The following is an 18,366-nucleotide window of genomic DNA, read 5'->3' as shown; positions in this document are numbered from 1 at the left end:
CCCTAAAACAAAAAAAACCCGATAAACTCAACGTTTACAGGGCTTTACAATTTCTAGTAGTGGTCCCACCTGGGCTCGAACCAGGGACTTTCTGATTATGAGTCAGATACTCTAACCAACTGAGTTATAGGACCGAAATTGGAGTGCAATATTACTACTTATTTTGGATGTTACCAAGAAAAATTATTTCTTTATCTCTTGACACAATTCTATTAAAACACCATTTGAAGATTTTGGATGCAAAAAGGCTACTAATTTATTGTCTGCGCCTTGTTTTGGTACCTCATTTAAAACTATAAATCCTTCTTTTTTTAAACGTTTAATTTCAGCTTCTATGTCATCTACATCAAAAGCAATGTGGTGTATGCCTTCTCCTTTTTTATCTATAAATTTTGCTATTGGGCTATCTTCTTTTGTGGCCTCTAATAATTCAATTTTATTTTCACCTACTTTAAAAAACGATGTATTAACCCCTTCGCTTACCACTTCTTCTGTTTTATAATGCGATTTACCAAATAGCTTAGAAAACAATTTGTTGGAATGATTAAGATTTTTTACTGCAATACCTATGTGTTCTATTTTGTTCATTAATAAATTTGTTTGTTATTTCAGTAAAACTAGAGTTCTATTTATAATATAAGATACAAAATTTACAATTCAAAAGTAAGATAATCTTTAAATATGCCTTATTTTTGCACCCTAAACCCAAAAGGTTTTTAAATTTTATATTTTGGAAGAAAGTCAAAGACAAAAAAAAATAGGTTCAGTTTTACAACAGGATTTGGTTGAGGTGCTTCAAGGAGCCGCTACCAATGGCGGTTTGCGTGGTATTTTAATATCCGTTTCTAAAGTTAAAGTTACTGTAGATTTATCGGTTGCAAAGGTGTATTTAAGTATTTTTCCCAATGATAAGGCTAAGGAACTTCTTGACGGCATAAGATCAAACACGCCATTAATTAGACATGAATTATCACAACGTACTAAAAACCAACTAAGACGTATGCCTAATCTTGAGTTTTTTATTGATGACTCTTTAGAATATATTGATAAAATAAATAAATCTTTAAAAGGAGAAGAAAACCCAATTAAAGATCCTACTATTTTAGATAAAAGGAAAAAATCTTAATCTTTTTTAAATACGACTAAGTTGTGTGCTTTAAATTAAAACCTTAGTTTTCTTTTTTATATTTAAAGCATGAATGTTTCACTATATATAGCCAAACGTTATTTACGGTCTAAAAGCAGTAATAATGCTATCAATTTTATAACCAACATTGCTTTAATTGGCGTTGTTTTAGGTGCTGCTTCGTTATTTATTGTACTTTCTGGTTTTGCCGGTTTAAAAGATTTCACTTTACAGTTTTCAAGTGTTGTTGATCCTGATTTAAAAGCTGAAACTGCCATAGGAAAGTCGTTTATTCTAACTGAAGACGACATTACTAAGCTTGATTCTTTAAATGACATTGCATTTTATTCTAAAATTATTGAAGAACGCGTTATTATAACATCTGAAGATAAAAACACCTTAGCAACCGTAAAAGGTGTGGACGAAAATTATCAAAATGTTGTAAGTGCTGATTCTATAATTGATTATGGAAATTGGCTAGACCAAAAATCTAATCAAATTGTAGTGGGTTGGGGCATTTCCAACAGTTTATCTCTTGGTCTTTTAGACTTCACAAAGCCTATAAAAATTTACGTTCCAAAACCGGGAAAAGGACAAATAACCTCAACAAAAAATGCTTTTAATACAGTTAACGCAGTTAATGTGGGTGTGTTTTACATAAATGAAAGTCTAAACGACGAATATATTTATGCGCCCATCGATTTAACAAAAAACCTATTAAGTTACTCTCCAAACCAAGTTACTTCATTAGAATTTAAACTTAAAAAAGGTATTGACGAAAGCTTGGCGAAAACAAACATTCAAAATATTTTAGGTGATAAGGTTTTTTTAAAAAATAGAACTCAACTTAACGATGCTTTGTATAAAATGTTAAATACCGAAAATTTAGCGGTTTATTTAATATTTACTCTCGTTTTAATTATTGCTTTTTTTAATATTATTGGATCCTTAATTATGATGGTTTTAGATAAAAAGAAAAGCCTTAATACTCTATTTAATATTGGTGTAACTGTTAAAGATATTCGTAAGATTTTCTTTTTGCAAGGAAGTTTAATGAGTATTATTGGAGGTATTATAGGTTTAATAATTGCATTTTTAATTACATGGCTTCAAAAAGCTTTTAGTTTAGTAATGATAACACCATCGCTAGCTTACCCCGTAACTATAAAAGTGGAAAACTTTTTTATTGTGCTTTTCACTATTTCAATTTTAGGAATTATAGCATCAAAAATAGCTTCGTCTAGAATAACAAAATCAATGGTACAAAACCATTAATTGTTTTAAAAAAAGAATTATTCTGTAAATTGATAATCGGCAAAATTTTCTAACACCTCATCAAAAGCAGCAAAAACATCTTTAGACTGGTCGCTTGTTACCATTTTTGTTCTGTATTCTTTAAAATGTGGTATGCCTTTAAAATAATTAGTATAGTGTCTTCTAGTTTCAAAAACACCTAAAACTTCACCTTTCCAATCTATTGCCATTTGTAAATGTCTGCGCGCAGCATCAACACGTTCTTCTAAAGAAATAGGTCCTAAATGTTCGCCTGTATTAAAAAAGTGTTTGACCTGTTTAAAAAACCAAGGATTACCAATACTTGCTCTACCAATCATAGCGCCGTCTAAACCATAACTGTCTCGCATTTCCATGGCGCGTTCTGGAGATGTAATATCACCGTTTCCAAAAACAGGAATATGCATACGTGGGTTGTTTTTAACTTCTGCAATAGGCTTCCAATCTGCATCACCTTTATACATTTGTGCACGTGTTCGCCCATGAATTGCAATGGCTTTGCAGCCCACATCTTGTAAACGCTCTGCGACTTCAACTATTTTAATAGAATTATGATCCCAACCCAAACGGGTTTTTACTGTAATAGGAATATTGGTGCGTTTTACCATTTCTGCGGTAAGTTGCTCCATCAAACAAACATCTTTTAAAATGCCAGCTCCCGCACCTTTGCTTACTACTTTTTTTACGGGACAACCAAAATTAATATCTATCATGTCTGGTTTAGATTCTGAAACAATATCAATGGTTTGAAGCATACTTTCTAAATTTGCTCCAAAAATTTGGATACCAACTGGTCTCTCTTTTTCGTAAATATCTAATTTCATAACACTTTTGGCAGCGTTACGTATTAGGCCTTCACTAGACACAAACTCAGTATAAACAACATCTGCGCCTTGTTCTTTACATAAAGCACGAAATGGTGGGTCGCTAACATCTTCCATTGGCGCTAAAAGCAATGGGAAGTCAGGAAGTTCTATGTTGTCTATTTTTACCAAGATTATCTAATTTATGGCAAAATTACTGTTTTTTTAAGAAAGAACTAAGTCCTTTCTTTTGTAAGGGATTTTAAGGTTGGAAATTATCTATATTTGCAAATTAAATCTAGGTATAGATTATTGACTATGAAGAATATTAGAAATTTTTGCATTATTGCACATATAGATCACGGAAAAAGCACTCTTGCAGACCGTTTGTTAGATTTTACAGGCTCGGTAACCGATAGAGAAAAACAAGATCAGCTTTTAGATACTATGGATTTGGAGCGTGAACGTGGTATTACTATCAAATCACACGCTATTCAAATGGATTATGAATATAACGGTGAAAAGTATATTCTAAATTTAATAGACACACCTGGCCACGTAGATTTTAGTTACGAAGTATCCCGTTCTATTGCAGCTTGTGAAGGCGCATTGCTAATTGTAGATGCGGCGCAAAGCATTCAAGCACAAACTATTTCTAATTTATACTTAGCTTTAGAAAACGATTTAGAAATTATTCCTATTTTAAATAAAGTAGATTTACCAAGCGCGAATCCTGAAGAAGTTACTGATGATATTGTAGATTTGTTAGGTTGCAAACCAGAGGAAGTGATACACGCTAGTGGAAAAACAGGGTTTGGAGTTGATAAAATTCTAGAAGCAGTAATTGAGCGTATTCCGGCTCCAAAAGGCGACCCAAATGCGCCTTTACAAGCTTTGATTTTCGATTCAGTTTATAATACTTTTAGAGGTATTGAAACATATTTTAGAGTCTTTAATGGTGAGATTAAAAAAGGTCAAAAAATTAAATTTGTTGCTACCGATAAAGAATATTATGCAGATGAAGTTGGGACTTTAAAACTGACTCAAGTTGCAAAACAAAGTGTAAAAACTGGTGATGTTGGTTATCTAATTACGGGTATAAAAACCGCTAAAGAAGTAAAAGTTGGAGATACTATTACCGATTTTGCTAAACCAACAACCAATATTGTTGAAGGTTTTGAAGATGTAAAACCAATGGTTTTTGCTGGTATTTATCCTGTTGATACGGAAGATTATGAAGAGCTTCGTAACTCCATGGAAAAGCTTCAGTTAAATGATGCTTCACTTGTATTTCAACCAGAAAGTTCTGCAGCATTAGGTTTTGGCTTCCGTTGTGGTTTCTTAGGCATGCTTCACATGGAAATTATACAGGAACGATTGGAACGTGAGTTTGATATGACGGTTATTACAACTGTTCCCAATGTATCTTATCATGCTTATACAAATAAAACTCCTGATGAAGCTTTTATTGTTAATAACCCTTCCGATTTACCTGATCCATCAACCGTAAACCGCGTTGAAGAACCTTATATTAAAGCAACCATTATTACTAAAGCAGATTTTGTGGGTAACGTGATGTCTTTGTGTATTGAAAAACGTGGTATAATAATAAATCAAACCTATCTAACTACAGAGCGTGTTGAGTTAACTTTTGAAATGCCTTTAGCTGAAATTGTATTCGATTTTTATGATAGATTAAAAACCGTTTCTAAAGGTTATGCCTCTTTCGATTATTCGCCAATTGGCATGAAAACCTCAAAATTAGTTCGTCTTGATATTTTATTAAACGCACAACCTGTTGATGCCCTTTCTGCTTTAATACATGCAGATAATGCACAACACATAGGTAAAAAAATGTGTGAGAAACTTAAAGAATTAATTCCGCGTCAACAATTTGATATTCCTATTCAAGCCGCTGTAGGTGCTAAAATTATTTCTAGAGAAACTATAAAAGCACTTCGTAAAGATGTTACTGCAAAATGTTACGGAGGTGATATTTCACGTAAACGTAAATTACTTGAAAAACAGAAAAAAGGTAAAAAACGTATGCGTCAAGTTGGTAATGTTGAAATACCACAGCAAGCGTTTATGGCTGTTTTAAAACTGAATGATTAATTTGATTTTTTATTTTACTACACAATTAGATTTTTAGACACAAAAAACCTTCATTGAAAAATGGGGTTTTTTATTTTACTGCTCCAACCACTTTCTAAAATCTGAAGTTGTAGATGAGCTTGTCATGGCTTTTTCTTTTAAACCTGTCATGGTTATGAGTAATCGATTTTTAAAATGACTTTCAATATTGTCAATAAAATCAATATTTACTATTTCGCTTCTGTTTATTTTAAAAAATTTAGTTGGTTGTAATTGTTGATGAATTACCCCTAAATTTTGAGAGATTGTATGACGTTTTCCCTGAAAATCTGTCGCAATACAAAAATCTCCGGAAGCTTCAATTGTACTAATTTCTGAGACATTTAATAACTGAATCCCTTTTGCTTTTTTAATCACAAAACGCTTCTTATAATTGTTGTGTTCTTCTTGTAAAGCAACTTTAAGTTCGCTAATTGTTTTACTTGTAAGCGAATTATAATCGCCTTGTTTAAACAACGATTGGTATTTTTCTATTGCTTTTTTAAAATCTATTTGGGTATAAGGTTTTAAAATATAGGCAATACCATTTGTATTAAATGCTTGAAACAAAAACTCATCGTGAGCAGAACAGAAAATAATTGGAGCATCTATAGAAATTTCATCATATAAATCGAATGAAACACCGTCTAATAATTGAATATCGGATAATATAAAATCGTAGTTATTGTTAACTAGAAATTCTTTTCCTTCTGAGTTAGAACGCGCCCAATCGTGAGGAATGTCTTCCTCAAAATAGTCTGCTATAAAAGAAACTAGTTTTTGATATGCTGGTATTTCGTCTTCTAGAATTAAAATTTTCATCGCTTTAATTTTCGTCAATTAATTTAATAATTGGAATAGAAATATTAAACTCCTTATCTGTGTTTATAATGATTACTTCTTTTTCTGATAATAATTTATACCGTGCTTTTAAATTTTCTAAACCAGTGCCAAACGATTCGTTTTTTGACTGAATACTCGATTTTGTGTTTGATACTTTTAATGTGTTTTCATCAATAGAAATAACTGCTTTTATGCTATTTACTTTATTTGGTTTATTATGCTTTACAACGTTTTCTAATAGTGTTTGTATTGCTCCTGTTGGAATAAACTTGTTTTCAATTGATGTTTGAATATCTATCTTAAAATCATAATCGTCTTCAAATCGTGTTTTAATTAAAAACATATAGTTTTCTGCTAGTTGGATCTCTTCAGACAGTTCCATAACCTCAGCATCTTTAGTTTTAATTAGATAACGATAAATTAATGAGAGTCTATTTATATACTCTTTGGCTTTTTCTGTATTGCTATCTATTAAAGAATCTAACGTGTTTAGATTATTAAATAAGAAGTGAGGATCTATTTGAGAACGTAATAATTTTAGTTCGTTTTCTTTTTGTTGTTTTTCAATTTTTAGATATTCATTTTGACCTTCATAGAATTTTTTAGTAAGAAATAACGCAAAAGGAAAAGCTGTTTGATAAGTACCTCTATCTATCATTTTAAAAACAAAATCTAATCCAGTTGGAAAATTTTTCCAGTCGTTATCTCCAGACCAAAAACCAACGGTATACTGAAACGCAGTAATAATAATTAAAATTAGCAATCCTAAAACACCAAATAAAAAATATTTTTTTTTGTTTACAAACTTTGGAATTAACCAAAACACATATAAAAAAATGATACTGCAAATAGCAATTACTTCAGAAGGAAAATCAAAAAGATATTCTTTCAGCATTGCGCCTCTATCATAATAGTCTTTTCCTTGTAAAGAGAAAGAGACTATAAAATAGATACCTAAAATTATAAAGTCTGATTTATTGAGTTTAGTATTCATAATAACACAAACATATTAATTATTATCATCAATTCTATTTTCCTCTTCTTCTGATGCGTTTCTGTGGTTTTTATTCTTTCCGAATTTAGATCCAAAACTATAGGATACTCTTAACTGAATATTTTGTCTTGACTCATTACTTTCAATATCTGCTGCTAGATTGTTATAATTAATAACACCAACAAAACCTCTATTAAGCATTTTATTAAAGCCTAAATTTACTTTTAGCTTTTCGTCTAAAAACTTTTTTCCAAAAGAAAAATCTAATCCTGCAAACCATTCTGCATCAATACCACCTTCTAAAGCACCTGTGCCATAGTTTCCGCTTATTTCAGCATTAATTTTCCAAGGCAACTCATAACTAGCTTGTGTAAACCACATTAAACTCCATTTTTGTAAATTTAAGTTGTTAGGGTTAGATTCAAATTTATTATAATTCACAATAAAACCTGTATAACCTTCAACGCCTTTTATAAAACTTAACGGTCCAAACAATCTAAAATTCCAATTTTTGCTGTCTGATAAATTAATTGTTGTTCGCATAATTTCGGCTGTTTCATTATTTTGAGATATAAATTGAAACATATCATCTTTTGTTTCACTATAACCCACCGTAAAAAAAGGTTGTCCATCGTAAGTTAAATTAAATTGATAATTATTAGTAAATGATGGTTTTAAATTTTCGTTTCCAACATCAGATGAAAGCGGATCATAATACGTTACAAATGAATTTAAAGTATTGTAATTAGGGCGTCTAATACGATAACTATACGCCACACTTGCGCTTAAACTTTTATCAATTTTTCTACTTACTGATGCGCTTGGAAACACTTTGGAAATTTTACGTTCTCTAGTTTCATTATCACTACTAGATATTCCTTTTGTATTGCTGTCCTCAAAACGCAATCCGCCAGAAAAAGACCATTTTCCTTTGGTTAAATTTAATTTAGAATAAAGTGCAAAAATATTTTCGTCTACTAAAAAACGATTGCTGGCATCTTCATCAAAATTAAAGGTTCCACTATTGTTTTGGCTAAAAGACATTAAATCGCTATCTGTATTTACTTGCGAATATTTACTGCCAAAGCTCAGTTTAAAATCTTCAGAAAAGGTTCTTGTATAATCTACTTTATACGTTTTAATTTGGTATTCACCATCTTGTAAATAACGTTGGTTTGTGTATGCAATAGTACTTCCAGAAAGTGAAGAAATCGTGTTTAGATTATCGTTAGAATAGTCTACAAAATTAAAATCGGCTGTGAATTTATGAGCTTCTGTTTTAAACTCATAATAAGGATTAACATTAAAAACCACTTGATCGCGATCATAATTATTTTTAGATAACAAATAATCCGTTGTTGTTTCGCTAGTAATTATGTTTGAACTTTTGGAAACCCTATCAGAGTTTGTTGTGTTTCTTCTAACTCCAATTCCTATAGAGTGGTTCTCGTTAATATAATAATCCACGCTAGCTCCTGCATTAATACTTTGTGGATTATAAGGCTCAATTGTAGTTTGATTGTATGTTTCGTTGTTCACGGTTCTTTTAATAAACAAATCTTCACGCCAAGTAGGACTAGAATAACCTATACTTGCCTGCCAATTTAATTTGTTTTTATAACTCGCAATTGAGGCGCTTGTACCATATTCAAAACCTTCATCTTCACCAACCCAGCCAACAACATTTCCGTGTGTTCCTAATTTTACATTTTTCTTTAAAATAATATTAATAATTGGCCCAGAACCTTCAGCATCAAATTCTGCTCCTGGTTGTTCTATTAGTTCTACTCTTGCTATATTATCGGCAGGCATATCACGAAGTAGCGTGTCCATATCCATATAATCGGTCGTTTTTCCGTCAATTAAAATTCTAATATTACTTTGTCCTGCATAGCTAATGCCATTATTGGTTACAAGAACTCCAGGAACTCGCTTCATAACATCTTGTAAGTTTGAATTTATCATTTCAGACTTTTCTAAATCTACAATTAGCTTTTCGGCTGTTTGCCTAATAACTGGACGTTTACTTTTTATAACCACTTCATCTAAAGATTCTGTTTCTTCATTTAAAGAAAAGTCTAAGGTTTTGTTTGTTGTTAATAGAAATGCATCAGATGTCCTTGTTTTGAATCCCAACATTGAAACTTCTATGTAGTAATTTCCGTTTACAACATCGTTAAAAATATATGCTCCTTTTTCATTAGAAATGGTTCCTGTAATAACTTCTTTTAAAGTTTCGTTATACAATATAACATTAGCGAACTCTAGTGGTAAATTGTTTTCTGTAATAGATCCAGAAATTTTATTTTGTGCTTGAGCTGATAAAACTCCTAAAATTGAAACTATAATAATTTTGATTAACGTATTCATAACTGTTTGCTTAATGATTGATGAGATAAAACTATATTTATCTACTCTTAAATAGAAACTGTTTCTGATGAATTGGGTTAAAAAAAGGGTGAGTGTTACTTTTTTATTGACAAGTAAAAAGCCTTAAAAACGAGAAAAAAAGTCAAAATATAAGCTCTAGTTAAGTCGTGATAACATTACTTAGTAAGCATTTGTGGTTAATTTAAAGTTGTATGATTACGATTTCTTTAACACTTTTAACCTTTAATTAAAGTTCTTTACAGATAATTTTGATTAATCTCAATTATGCCCTTTTTTCTTCAAAAAGAATATTCCAACAAAATTGTTAATAATTATTTTGTATGTTTATAACAAAGTAAATATTACAAATAACTAAACTGCTCCAAACACTTTGCAATACTTTATTTATTCGACATTGAATCAAGTGAGTTTCTGTTATTTATATTTTTAATTGTTATTAACAATTTTACAATTTCTGGGCAATGTTTTATGTCTTTTATAATAATATGCTTGATAAAAATTGTTTTTGTGATTTTTTAAATTTTTCCTAAAAATAGAGTTAACTTACTGGTTGAATTTCTTTTTTTTGATGTGATATTAAACTGCAATTTTTGATAAATTTTATATGAAAGCACTTTTTTATACTAGAGAGTTCCCTCCTTATGTTTATGGCGGCGCCGGAGTTCATGTTGAGTATTTAGCAGACGAACTTGCTAAATTAATGGAAGTAGACGTTAGATGTTTTGGCGACCAAGATAAAACTTCTGGTAACTTAACCGTTAAAGGCTTTCCCTATGAAAACCCTGTTTTTGATGTTACAAACAGTAAACTTAAAGCTGTTTTACAAACATTAAGTACTTGTGTGCAAATGAATGCTGATGATATTGATGCCGATATTGTACATTGCCACACATGGTATGCTCAGTTTGCGGGTATTATCGCAAAACTGTGTTACGGAATTCCATTGGTTATAACTACACATTCGCTTGAGCCTTTAAGGCCTTGGAAACGCGAGCAATTAGGTAGAGGCTACGATGCTTCATCTTGGGTTGAAAAAACCGCTATTGAAATGGCAGACGCTGTTATAGCTGTGTCTGAAGAAACCAAAGTAGATGTGCTTAAACATTTTAATGTTGATGAAAGCAAGGTTAAAGTTATATACAATGGCATAAATCTTCAACAGTATGTAGTAACTTCAAACACTTCTACACTTGATGAATATGGAATTGATAAAACAAAACCTTATGTGCTTTTTGTTGGAAGAATCACTCGGCAAAAAGGTATAATTCATTTAGTTAATGCTATAAAATATATAGATCCAAATACTCAAATAGTACTTTGTGCTGGAGCGCCAGACACTAAAGAAATTGGTGAAGAAATGGAAGTTGCTGTTAATGAAGTGAAAAAGACACGTAACAATGTCATTTGGATTGATAAAATGCTTGAAAAGGACAAAATTATTCAATTGTACTCACATGCTGATGTGTTTTGTTGCCCATCAATTTACGAGCCTTTTGGAATTATAAATATTGAAGCCATGGCGTGCAGCACAGCTGTAGTAGCTAGTGCAGTTGGTGGTATTAAAGAAGTCGTTGTTAATGGCGAAACAGGAATTTTAATTCCGTTAGAACAACAAACCGAAGCGCCTTTTGAACCTGTAAACCCAGATAAATTCTCTAGAGATCTTGCCAATGGTATTAACGCTTTAATTAATGAAGATAGCTTAAGAAATAAAATGGCAATAAATGGCAGAAAACGCGTTGAAGATTATTTTGATTGGGTTGCCATTGCCAAACAAGTAGAGTCGCTTTACAAATCCCTAATATAAACTAATTACTAACAAAAAAACTAAAGACATGATAAACGATAAGGTATTAGCAATTATACTTGGTGGTGGTCAAGGCTCAAGATTATATCCTTTAACACAAGACAGATCTAAACCAGCAGTTCCTATTGCCGGAAAATACAGATTGGTAGATATCCCCATTTCTAATTGCATTAATGCAGATATAAAACGCATATATGTTTTAACTCAGTTTAACTCAGCATCGCTAAACCGCCATATAAAAAACACCTATCATTTTAGTTTTTTTAGTAGTGCTTTTGTAGACGTATTAGCAGCAGAACAAACTCCAAACAACAAAACGTGGTTTCAGGGTACGGCTGATGCTGTAAGACAAAGTATACATCATTTTTTAAGACATGATTTTGAATATATTTTAATCCTATCTGGTGATCAATTATACCAAATGGATTACGATAAAATGATTGATGCCCACGAAAAAAACGGTGCAGAAATCTCAATTGCCACTATTCCAGTAAACGCTAAAGACGCCACTTCATTTGGTATTATGAAAGCTGATGATAACAATGTAGTAACCTCTTTTATTGAAAAACCAGATGCAAGTTTACTTCCAGATTGGACTTCTGAAGTTAGTGACGTTATGAAAAGTGAAGGCAGAAATTATCTTGCCTCAATGGGGATTTATATATTCAACAGGGATTTATTAGTAGATTTAATGAAGAACCCAGATACAAACGATTTTGGTAAAGAAATTATTCCTCAAAGTATAGATAAACACAAAACACTTAGCTACCAATACGAAGGCTATTGGACTGATATTGGAAACATAGACTCGTTTTTTGAAGCCAACATTGGTTTGACTGATAATATTCCAAAATTTGATTTATACGATAAGAAAAAACGAATATTTACAAGAGCGCGTATGTTACCAACTACCAAAGTAGCTGGAACTATGTTGGAAAAAGCCGTGGTTGCTGAGGGTTGTATAATAAGCGCTGCTAAAATTGAAAAATCTGTTATAGGTGTTCGTTCTAGAATTGGAGCTGAATCAACAGTTATAAACACTTACATGATGGGCTGCGATTTTTATGAAACTTTAGAAGAAATAGATAGAGAGAAAATCGAAATTCTTTTAGGTATAGGCGAACGTTGTTTTATAAAAAATGCCATAATAGATAAAAACTGTCGTATTGGTGATGATGTTAGAATTAATGGAGGAAAACATTTAGAAGACAAAGAAACCGATATGTATGTTATTAAAGATGGTATTGTTGTCATTAAAAAAGGCGCCGTTATTCCTAAAGGATATGTTATATAATTAATCCTTTTATAAAAGTTTTTACAGCCATCCATTTTAATTTAGTTTTTACTTTACCTACACTTATAATATTACCAAGTTTTAATACTTTAGACTTTTTTAAACTAAACCCATGCTAAACCAAAAAAGAGTTGTTATTGATTATGTTTCCCCTCAAGTAAATTGTGGTCAATTCTATATAAAACGCGTTGTTAATGAAATTGTTAATGTAAATGCACATATTCTTGCCGATGGACATGATGTTATTGGTGCATCCATTTTATACAAGCATAAAAAAGACAAAAATTGGCGAGAAACCAGAATGCATCTTATTGTAAATGATGAGTGGCAAGCCTCTTTTAGTGTTGAAAAACAAGGCTTTTATAGCTATAAAGTTGAAGCTTGGGTAGATTATGCCTTAAATTGGCAACATGGTATAGAACGTAAAATTGATGATAACCAACATGTAAAATCAGAGCTTTTAGAGGGCATCGAGTTTCTTAAAAACATAAAAGATAAAACCGAAAAAAACGATTCGTTTTATATAGATCATTTAATCAATATTTTTGGTAACGAAGCACATTATGATGAAGCTGTTATAGAAGCAACTAGCGAAAGACTTCATCACCTATTCGTTAGTCATCCAGAAAAAATATTAGCAAATTCATCAAATGAATTTGAAGTCTATGTTGATAGAAAAAAAGCCCGGTTTAGTACTTGGTACGAGTTTTTTCCGCGTTCAGCTTCAGAACACGAAGGTGTTCATGGCACTTTAAAAGATTGTGAAAGGTTATTACCAAGAGTTTCAAAAATGGGGTTTGATACTTTATATCTTCCTCCTATTCATCCTATTGGAGAGGTAAACCGAAAGGGTAAAAATAATACTACTGAAGCCAAAAATGGCGATGTTGGTTCCACTTGGGGTATTGGCTCAAAATTCGGCGATCATAAAGCTATTCACCCAGATTTAGGAAATCTTGAAGATTTTAAAAACCTCATCCAAAAAGCAAAAGAACATAATATTGAAATTGCTATGGATTATGCGCTTCAAGCAGCACCAGATCATCCTTGGGTAAAAGAACATCCGCAATGGTTTAAATGGAGACCAGATGGTACTGTTCAATATGCCGAAAATCCTCCAAAAAAATATCAAGATATTCTACCTATTTATTGGGAAAGCGAAGATTATAAAAATCTTTGGAAAGAATGTTTAGATATTTTAATGTACTGGATAGATTGTGGTATTAATGTGTTTAGAGTTGATAACCCACACACAAAACCATTTTATTTTTGGAATTGGATTATAACAAAAGTAAAAGCAAAACATCCTGATGTTATCTTTTTAGCCGAAGCTTTTACAGCGCCTAAAGTCATGAAGCAGCTTGCAAAACAAGGCTATACACAATCTTATACATACTTTACATGGCGAAATAATAAACAAGAGATTACCGAATATGTAGAGGAGTTAACAAAAAGCGAGCTTAGTGAATATATGCAACCAAACTTTTGGCCAAATACGCCAGATATTAATCCGTTTCATTTACAAGGTGCAAACGAATCTAAACACATACAACGCTATGTTTTAGCTGCAACTTTAAGTTCAAGTATTGGACTTTACGGTCCCGTTTATGAGTATATGTTAAGCGATGCTTTGCTTGGTAAAGAGGAATATAATAATTCTGAAAAGTTTCAATTCACACATTACGATTGGACTATTGAAAACAAATTAACTACTGTTATTTCAAAAGTTAATCATATTCGTCATCAAAATGAAGCGCTTCAGCAAACCAATAATATTAAGTTCTGTTATGTTGAAAACGATAATTTATTAGCATTTTATAAGTGGAACAATTCTAAAACCAACGAGCTATTAATTATTATAAGCTTAGATGCTTTCAACTCTCAACAAGGCACTGTTCAGCTTCCTTTAAAAGAATTAGGTATTCATGCTGGTCATAACATTGAGATTTTAGATTTAATAACCAATAGCAAGTACAATTGGGGAAGCGAATGGAATTTTGTAGAGTTACATCCCACATTACCATTTCATATCTTCAAGATAAATAAATAGCATGTCAAGCCAATCGTCTATATCATCAGTAAGTTCTCCTTTTCAGTTTAATAAAACATGGGAAGAATTACTAGATAGCAACGATTTTGTGAAAATATTTTTGTCTGATGTTTTAGAAGATTATATCATCAAACAACGCTGGTATGGCGGCAAAGGAAGCAAACTTAAATATATTGAATTATCCGAGTTTTTTAAAATTCAGCAAAAAGGTGAAGTTTACTATGGCTTAATTTTAGAAGTTAATTTTGTTGAAGCTTTTTATCAACACTACTTTTTACCAATTGCCTTTGTAACCGATGAAAATTTTGCACCAAAAGATAGAATTCTTCCTATAGAAATTAAAGGTCAAAAAGGATTTATTATTGATGCTATAAATCTTGAAGCTTTTAGAAAATTGGTTTTTGAACGTATTGCAACGGCTTCACCAATTGATAAAACAAAAGTTCAATATCATAAAAGTCATTTGTTTGAGAATAAGGTTTACGAATCTTCGCGTTGTATGGGATTAGAACAAAGCAACACATCGTTAGTTTATAATGATAAGTATGTTTTAAAATTCTTTCGACGCATTTTTGCAGACAAAAACCCAGACTATGAAATGAGTCGATTTTTATCAGAAAAAAAAGGGTTTAAAAACACCCCTTCATACCTTGGTAGTATTAATTTGGTAGATTCTGAAAACGTAAATGTTACCATTGGTTTAATGCAAGAAATGATTCCTAATGAAGGTGATGCTTGGGATTATATGCTAAAAGAATTGCATAAAGTGTTTTCAAATTTAGAGTATAAAAACATTAATATTGATGCGCTTCCTAACACCGAATTATATCAACGTTTAACCATTCAAAACATACCACCACAAATAATAGATTGGGCAGGATTAAACCTTTTTTTACAAGTTGAAACTTTAGCAAAACGCACAGCAGAAATGCATATTGCTTTGGGTTCAGAGTTTGAAGAAACTGCTTTTACACCGGCGCATTATAATGATGATTATGCCGTTTGGTTAAAAAACAAAATGCTTTACCAGTTTCAAAATAGATTGAACACTATTGAAAACAACATTCATAAATTAGAAGGATTAGCTCTAGAATTAGCTAATGAGTTTCTAGATAAAAAAAATAACATTAGAAAACGTTTTGTTAATTTTGATTGGACAAAACTAAAAGGTGAACGCATAAGAATTCATGGCGATTATCATTTAGGGCAAGTTTTAGTAAAAGATAACGATTTCTATATTCTAGATTTTGAAGGTGAACCAGAAAGCACCATACGTGATAGAAAAGTTAAGCAACCACCATTAAAAGATGTTGCAGGATTATTTAGGTCGTTTCACTACGGCATTTATGCTACTATTTTTAACAATAAAGACAATTATCCTGCAAATCAAGAAAGCTTATTTAAAGCAGGAGAAATATTATACCGCTACATTACCGGATTGTTTTTAGGAACCTATGTTACCGAAACACAAAACGCAAATTTAAATTTAGGATACAACCAAGAACGCATATTTATATTAAAATACTGCTTGCTAGAAAAAGCAGTTTACGAATTAGGCTATGAGCTTAATTCTCGTCCGCAATGGGCAGTCATTCCATTAAAAGGAATATCTAATATTATAAATCATTAAAATTTATGGCACAAGTAAAAGCTTATAGTCTATTTACCGAATTCGATATAAACCTTTTTAAGTCCGGAAAGCATTACAGACTTTACGAGAAGTTTGGCTCTCATTTAGCTACTGTAGACGGTATTGATGGGGTTTATTTTGCAGTTTGGGCACCTACTGCTAAACAAGTTTCTGTTGTTGGCGATTTTAATTATTGGATGGAAGGTGAGCATCAACTTAATGTACGTTGGGATTCAAGCGGTATTTGGGAAGGCTTTATTCCGCTTATTGGAAAAGGTGCTACTTATAAATATAAAATTCAAAGTAATAATAATGATATAAAAACCGAAAAAGCAGATCCATACGCTAGGCGTTTTGAGCATAATCCAAATACAGCTTCTATTGTTTGGGATGACAATTACAAGTGGAAAGATAGTAGTTGGATGAAAACCCGTAAAAAGCATAATGCTATAGATGCGCCATACTCTGTTTATGAAGTGCATTTAGGCTCATGGAAAAAGAATGTTGAAGAAAATCGGTTTATGTCGTATTATGAATTGGCAGATGATTTAGTAAACTATGTAAAAGACATGAATTTTACACATGTTGAATTGATGCCTATTATGGAACATCCTTATGATCCTTCTTGGGGTTACCAAATTACAGGCTATTTTGCACCAACATCTCGTTTTGGTTATCCTGAAGAATTTAAATACCTAGTAGATAAACTGCATCAAAATGATATTGGTATTATTTTAGATTGGGTGCCATCACATTTCCCAGAAGATGCACATGGTCTAGGTTTCTTTGATGGTTCATGTTTGTATGAACACCCAGACAAACGTAAAGGTTACCATCAAGATTGGAAAAGTTTAATTTTTAATTATGAACGCAATGAAGTACGCTCATTTTTAATAAGTAATGCCATTTTCTGGATGGATCAATACCATGCCGATGGTTTACGTGTTGATGCTGTAGCATCCATGTTATTTTTAGATTATTCTCGTGAAGAAGGTGAATGGGAACCAAACATTTATGGTGGTAGAGAAAATCTGGCTGTTATAAGTTTCTTAAAAGAATTAAACGAAGAAGTTTATGCATCGTTTCCAGATGTGCAAACTATTGCTGAAGAATCTACAGCATTCCCAATGGTATCTAAACCTACATTTGTTGGTGGTTTAGGATTTGGTATGAAATGGATGATGGGTTGGATGCACGATACTTTAGAATATTTTGGAAAAGATCCTGTTTACAGAAAGTTTCATCAAAATGATATTACATTTAGTTTAGCTTATGTATTTACAGAGAATTTTATGCTACCACTATCGCATGATGAAGTGGTTTATGGTAAAAATTCTATTCTAGGAAGAATGCCGGGTGATGAGTGGCAGCGTTTTGCTAACCTGCGTTTATTATATGGCTATATGTTTACACACCCAGGCACAAAGCTTTTATTTATGGGTAGTGAATTTGGACAATATAACGAATGGAACTTCCAAGAAAGTTTAGACTGGAATTTATTAGAATTTGAACCTCATAAAAACGCTCAAAACTATTATAAGGAGTTGAATAAATTCTATAAAACAACACCTGCTTTATATGAAAAACAATTTTCTGGAGAAGGCTTTGAATGGATAAGTTATGATGATCATGAAAATTGTGTTATTTCATATATCAGAAAAGGTTATAAACCAGAAAACAATGTGGTGGTCGTTTGTAATTTAACACCAACCTTAATAGACAATTACCGTATTGGTATTCCTGTAAAAGGTAAGCTTAAAGAGGTTTTTAACAGCGATTCGAAAGAATTTGGTGGTAGTGGTGTTTCTAATAAAAATCTAATTACTATTAAAAAAACACCTTGGAATGGTAAAGATTACTCAGCTGAGGTTATACTAGCACCTTTAGCAGTTATGGTTTTTGAGTTTAATTAAAATTTACAATTCATTCAATAAAATAATCGTTTTAAAAACGCAAAAACCTGTTGATTTGTAACTTGTTAAGATTTTAGAGATTTATCAAC

At 31.6% G+C, this 18,366-nt stretch carries 13 protein-coding genes and 1 tRNA gene; 8 read left to right on the top strand and 6 right to left on the bottom strand.

Going from position 1 to position 18,366, the window contains the following annotated elements:
* Positions 1-60 precede the first annotated feature (60 nt).
* Both BT151_RS04020 and mce read right to left on the bottom strand, forming a co-directional pair.
* A tRNA-Ile gene (locus BT151_RS04020) sits at positions 61-134 on the bottom strand.
* Positions 135-183: 49 nt separating this feature from the next.
* A complete protein-coding gene (gene mce, locus BT151_RS04015) occupies positions 184-588 on the bottom strand; it encodes a methylmalonyl-CoA epimerase (RefSeq protein ID WP_072400460.1) in 405 nt (134 codons plus the stop codon).
* A 142-nt stretch (positions 589-730) separates the two neighbouring features.
* On the opposite strand from mce, the gene rbfA reads away from it, so the two are divergent.
* Both rbfA and BT151_RS04005 read left to right on the top strand, forming a co-directional pair.
* Positions 731-1,126 carry a 30S ribosome-binding factor RbfA gene (rbfA, locus tag BT151_RS04010; protein WP_072400459.1) on the top strand — a complete coding sequence of 132 codons (396 nt, stop codon included), beginning with the start codon at positions 731-733 and terminating at the stop codon, positions 1,124-1,126.
* Between the two features lie 69 nt (positions 1,127-1,195).
* Positions 1,196-2,401, top strand: a complete 1,206-nt coding sequence (locus BT151_RS04005; RefSeq protein ID WP_072400458.1) for an FtsX-like permease family protein — start codon at positions 1,196-1,198, stop codon at positions 2,399-2,401.
* Positions 2,402-2,418: 17 nt separating this feature from the next.
* On the opposite strand, the gene dusB is transcribed toward BT151_RS04005, so the two are convergent.
* Positions 2,419-3,414, bottom strand: coding sequence for a tRNA dihydrouridine synthase DusB (gene dusB / locus BT151_RS04000; RefSeq protein ID WP_072400457.1), 996 nt, complete (start codon positions 3,412-3,414; stop codon positions 2,419-2,421).
* A 126-nt stretch (positions 3,415-3,540) separates the two neighbouring features.
* Between dusB and lepA the strand changes: the two genes are divergently transcribed.
* Positions 3,541-5,337 carry a translation elongation factor 4 gene (lepA, locus tag BT151_RS03995; protein WP_072400456.1) on the top strand — a complete coding sequence of 599 codons (1,797 nt, stop codon included), beginning with the start codon at positions 3,541-3,543 and terminating at the stop codon, positions 5,335-5,337.
* A gap of 75 nt (positions 5,338-5,412) precedes the next feature.
* Here lepA and BT151_RS03990 read toward each other — a convergent pair whose 3' ends face one another.
* From BT151_RS03990 to BT151_RS03980, 3 genes are read right to left on the bottom strand one after another with little or no spacing between them, the layout of a single operon-like run.
* Positions 5,413-6,177: a LytR/AlgR family response regulator transcription factor gene (locus BT151_RS03990; RefSeq protein ID WP_143144249.1), complete on the bottom strand. Its 765-nt coding sequence runs from the start codon at positions 6,175-6,177 to the stop codon at positions 5,413-5,415.
* 4 nt (positions 6,178-6,181) lie between these two features.
* The gene (locus BT151_RS03985) at positions 6,182-7,192 is read right to left on the bottom strand and encodes a sensor histidine kinase (RefSeq protein ID WP_072400455.1); all 1,011 of its coding nucleotides are present in this window, start codon (positions 7,190-7,192) and stop codon (positions 6,182-6,184) included.
* Positions 7,193-7,207: 15 nt separating this feature from the next.
* Positions 7,208-9,562 carry a TonB-dependent receptor gene (locus tag BT151_RS03980; protein WP_072400454.1) on the bottom strand — a complete coding sequence of 785 codons (2,355 nt, stop codon included), beginning with the start codon at positions 9,560-9,562 and terminating at the stop codon, positions 7,208-7,210.
* Between the two features lie 625 nt (positions 9,563-10,187).
* Here BT151_RS03980 and glgA point away from each other — a divergent pair.
* The 5 genes from glgA to glgB all read left to right on the top strand — a co-directional run bounded on the left by glgA (position 10,188) and on the right by glgB (position 18,277).
* A complete protein-coding gene (gene glgA, locus BT151_RS03975; protein WP_072400453.1) occupies positions 10,188-11,390 on the top strand; it encodes a glycogen synthase in 1,203 nt (400 codons plus the stop codon).
* Between the two features lie 28 nt (positions 11,391-11,418).
* Complete coding sequence (locus BT151_RS03970) at positions 11,419-12,684, top strand: glucose-1-phosphate adenylyltransferase (RefSeq protein WP_072400452.1); 1,266 nt, start codon at positions 11,419-11,421, stop codon at positions 12,682-12,684.
* 112 nt (positions 12,685-12,796) lie between these two features.
* The gene (locus BT151_RS03965; RefSeq protein WP_072400451.1) at positions 12,797-14,734 is read left to right on the top strand and encodes an alpha-1,4-glucan--maltose-1-phosphate maltosyltransferase; all 1,938 of its coding nucleotides are present in this window, start codon (positions 12,797-12,799) and stop codon (positions 14,732-14,734) included.
* Position 14,735: 1 nt separating this feature from the next.
* On the top strand, positions 14,736-16,364 hold the full coding sequence (locus BT151_RS03960) for a trehalose synthase (RefSeq protein ID WP_072400450.1): 1,629 nt from the start codon (positions 14,736-14,738) through the stop codon (positions 16,362-16,364).
* A 5-nt stretch (positions 16,365-16,369) separates the two neighbouring features.
* A complete protein-coding gene (gene glgB / locus BT151_RS03955) occupies positions 16,370-18,277 on the top strand; it encodes a 1,4-alpha-glucan branching protein GlgB (protein ID WP_072400449.1) in 1,908 nt (635 codons plus the stop codon).
* Positions 18,278-18,366 lie beyond the last annotated feature (89 nt).

Source organism: Flaviramulus basaltis, from assembly GCF_900114265.1.
Classification (GTDB): Bacteria; Bacteroidota; Bacteroidia; order Flavobacteriales; family Flavobacteriaceae; genus Flaviramulus; species Flaviramulus basaltis.
This window is presented reverse-complemented; position numbering and strand designations above follow the sequence as displayed.

Coding starts and splice junctions, on each gene's coding strand:
- mce (WP_072400460.1), bottom strand. CDS start 588: ATGAACAAAATAGAACACATAGGTATTGCAGTAAAAAATCTTAATCAT.
- BT151_RS04005 (WP_072400458.1), top strand. CDS start 1,196: ATGAATGTTTCACTATATATAGCCAAACGTTATTTACGGTCTAAAAGC.
- lepA (WP_072400456.1), top strand. CDS start 3,541: ATGAAGAATATTAGAAATTTTTGCATTATTGCACATATAGATCACGGA.
- BT151_RS03990 (WP_143144249.1), bottom strand. CDS start 6,177: ATGAAAATTTTAATTCTAGAAGACGAAATACCAGCATATCAAAAACTA.
- BT151_RS03985 (WP_072400455.1), bottom strand. CDS start 7,192: ATGAATACTAAACTCAATAAATCAGACTTTATAATTTTAGGTATCTAT.
- BT151_RS03980 (WP_072400454.1), bottom strand. CDS start 9,562: ATGAATACGTTAATCAAAATTATTATAGTTTCAATTTTAGGAGTTTTA.
- glgA (WP_072400453.1), top strand. CDS start 10,188: ATGAAAGCACTTTTTTATACTAGAGAGTTCCCTCCTTATGTTTATGGC.
- BT151_RS03970 (WP_072400452.1), top strand. CDS start 11,419: ATGATAAACGATAAGGTATTAGCAATTATACTTGGTGGTGGTCAAGGC.
- BT151_RS03965 (WP_072400451.1), top strand. CDS start 12,797: ATGCTAAACCAAAAAAGAGTTGTTATTGATTATGTTTCCCCTCAAGTA.
- BT151_RS03960 (WP_072400450.1), top strand. CDS start 14,736: ATGTCAAGCCAATCGTCTATATCATCAGTAAGTTCTCCTTTTCAGTTT.
- glgB (WP_072400449.1), top strand. CDS start 16,370: ATGGCACAAGTAAAAGCTTATAGTCTATTTACCGAATTCGATATAAAC.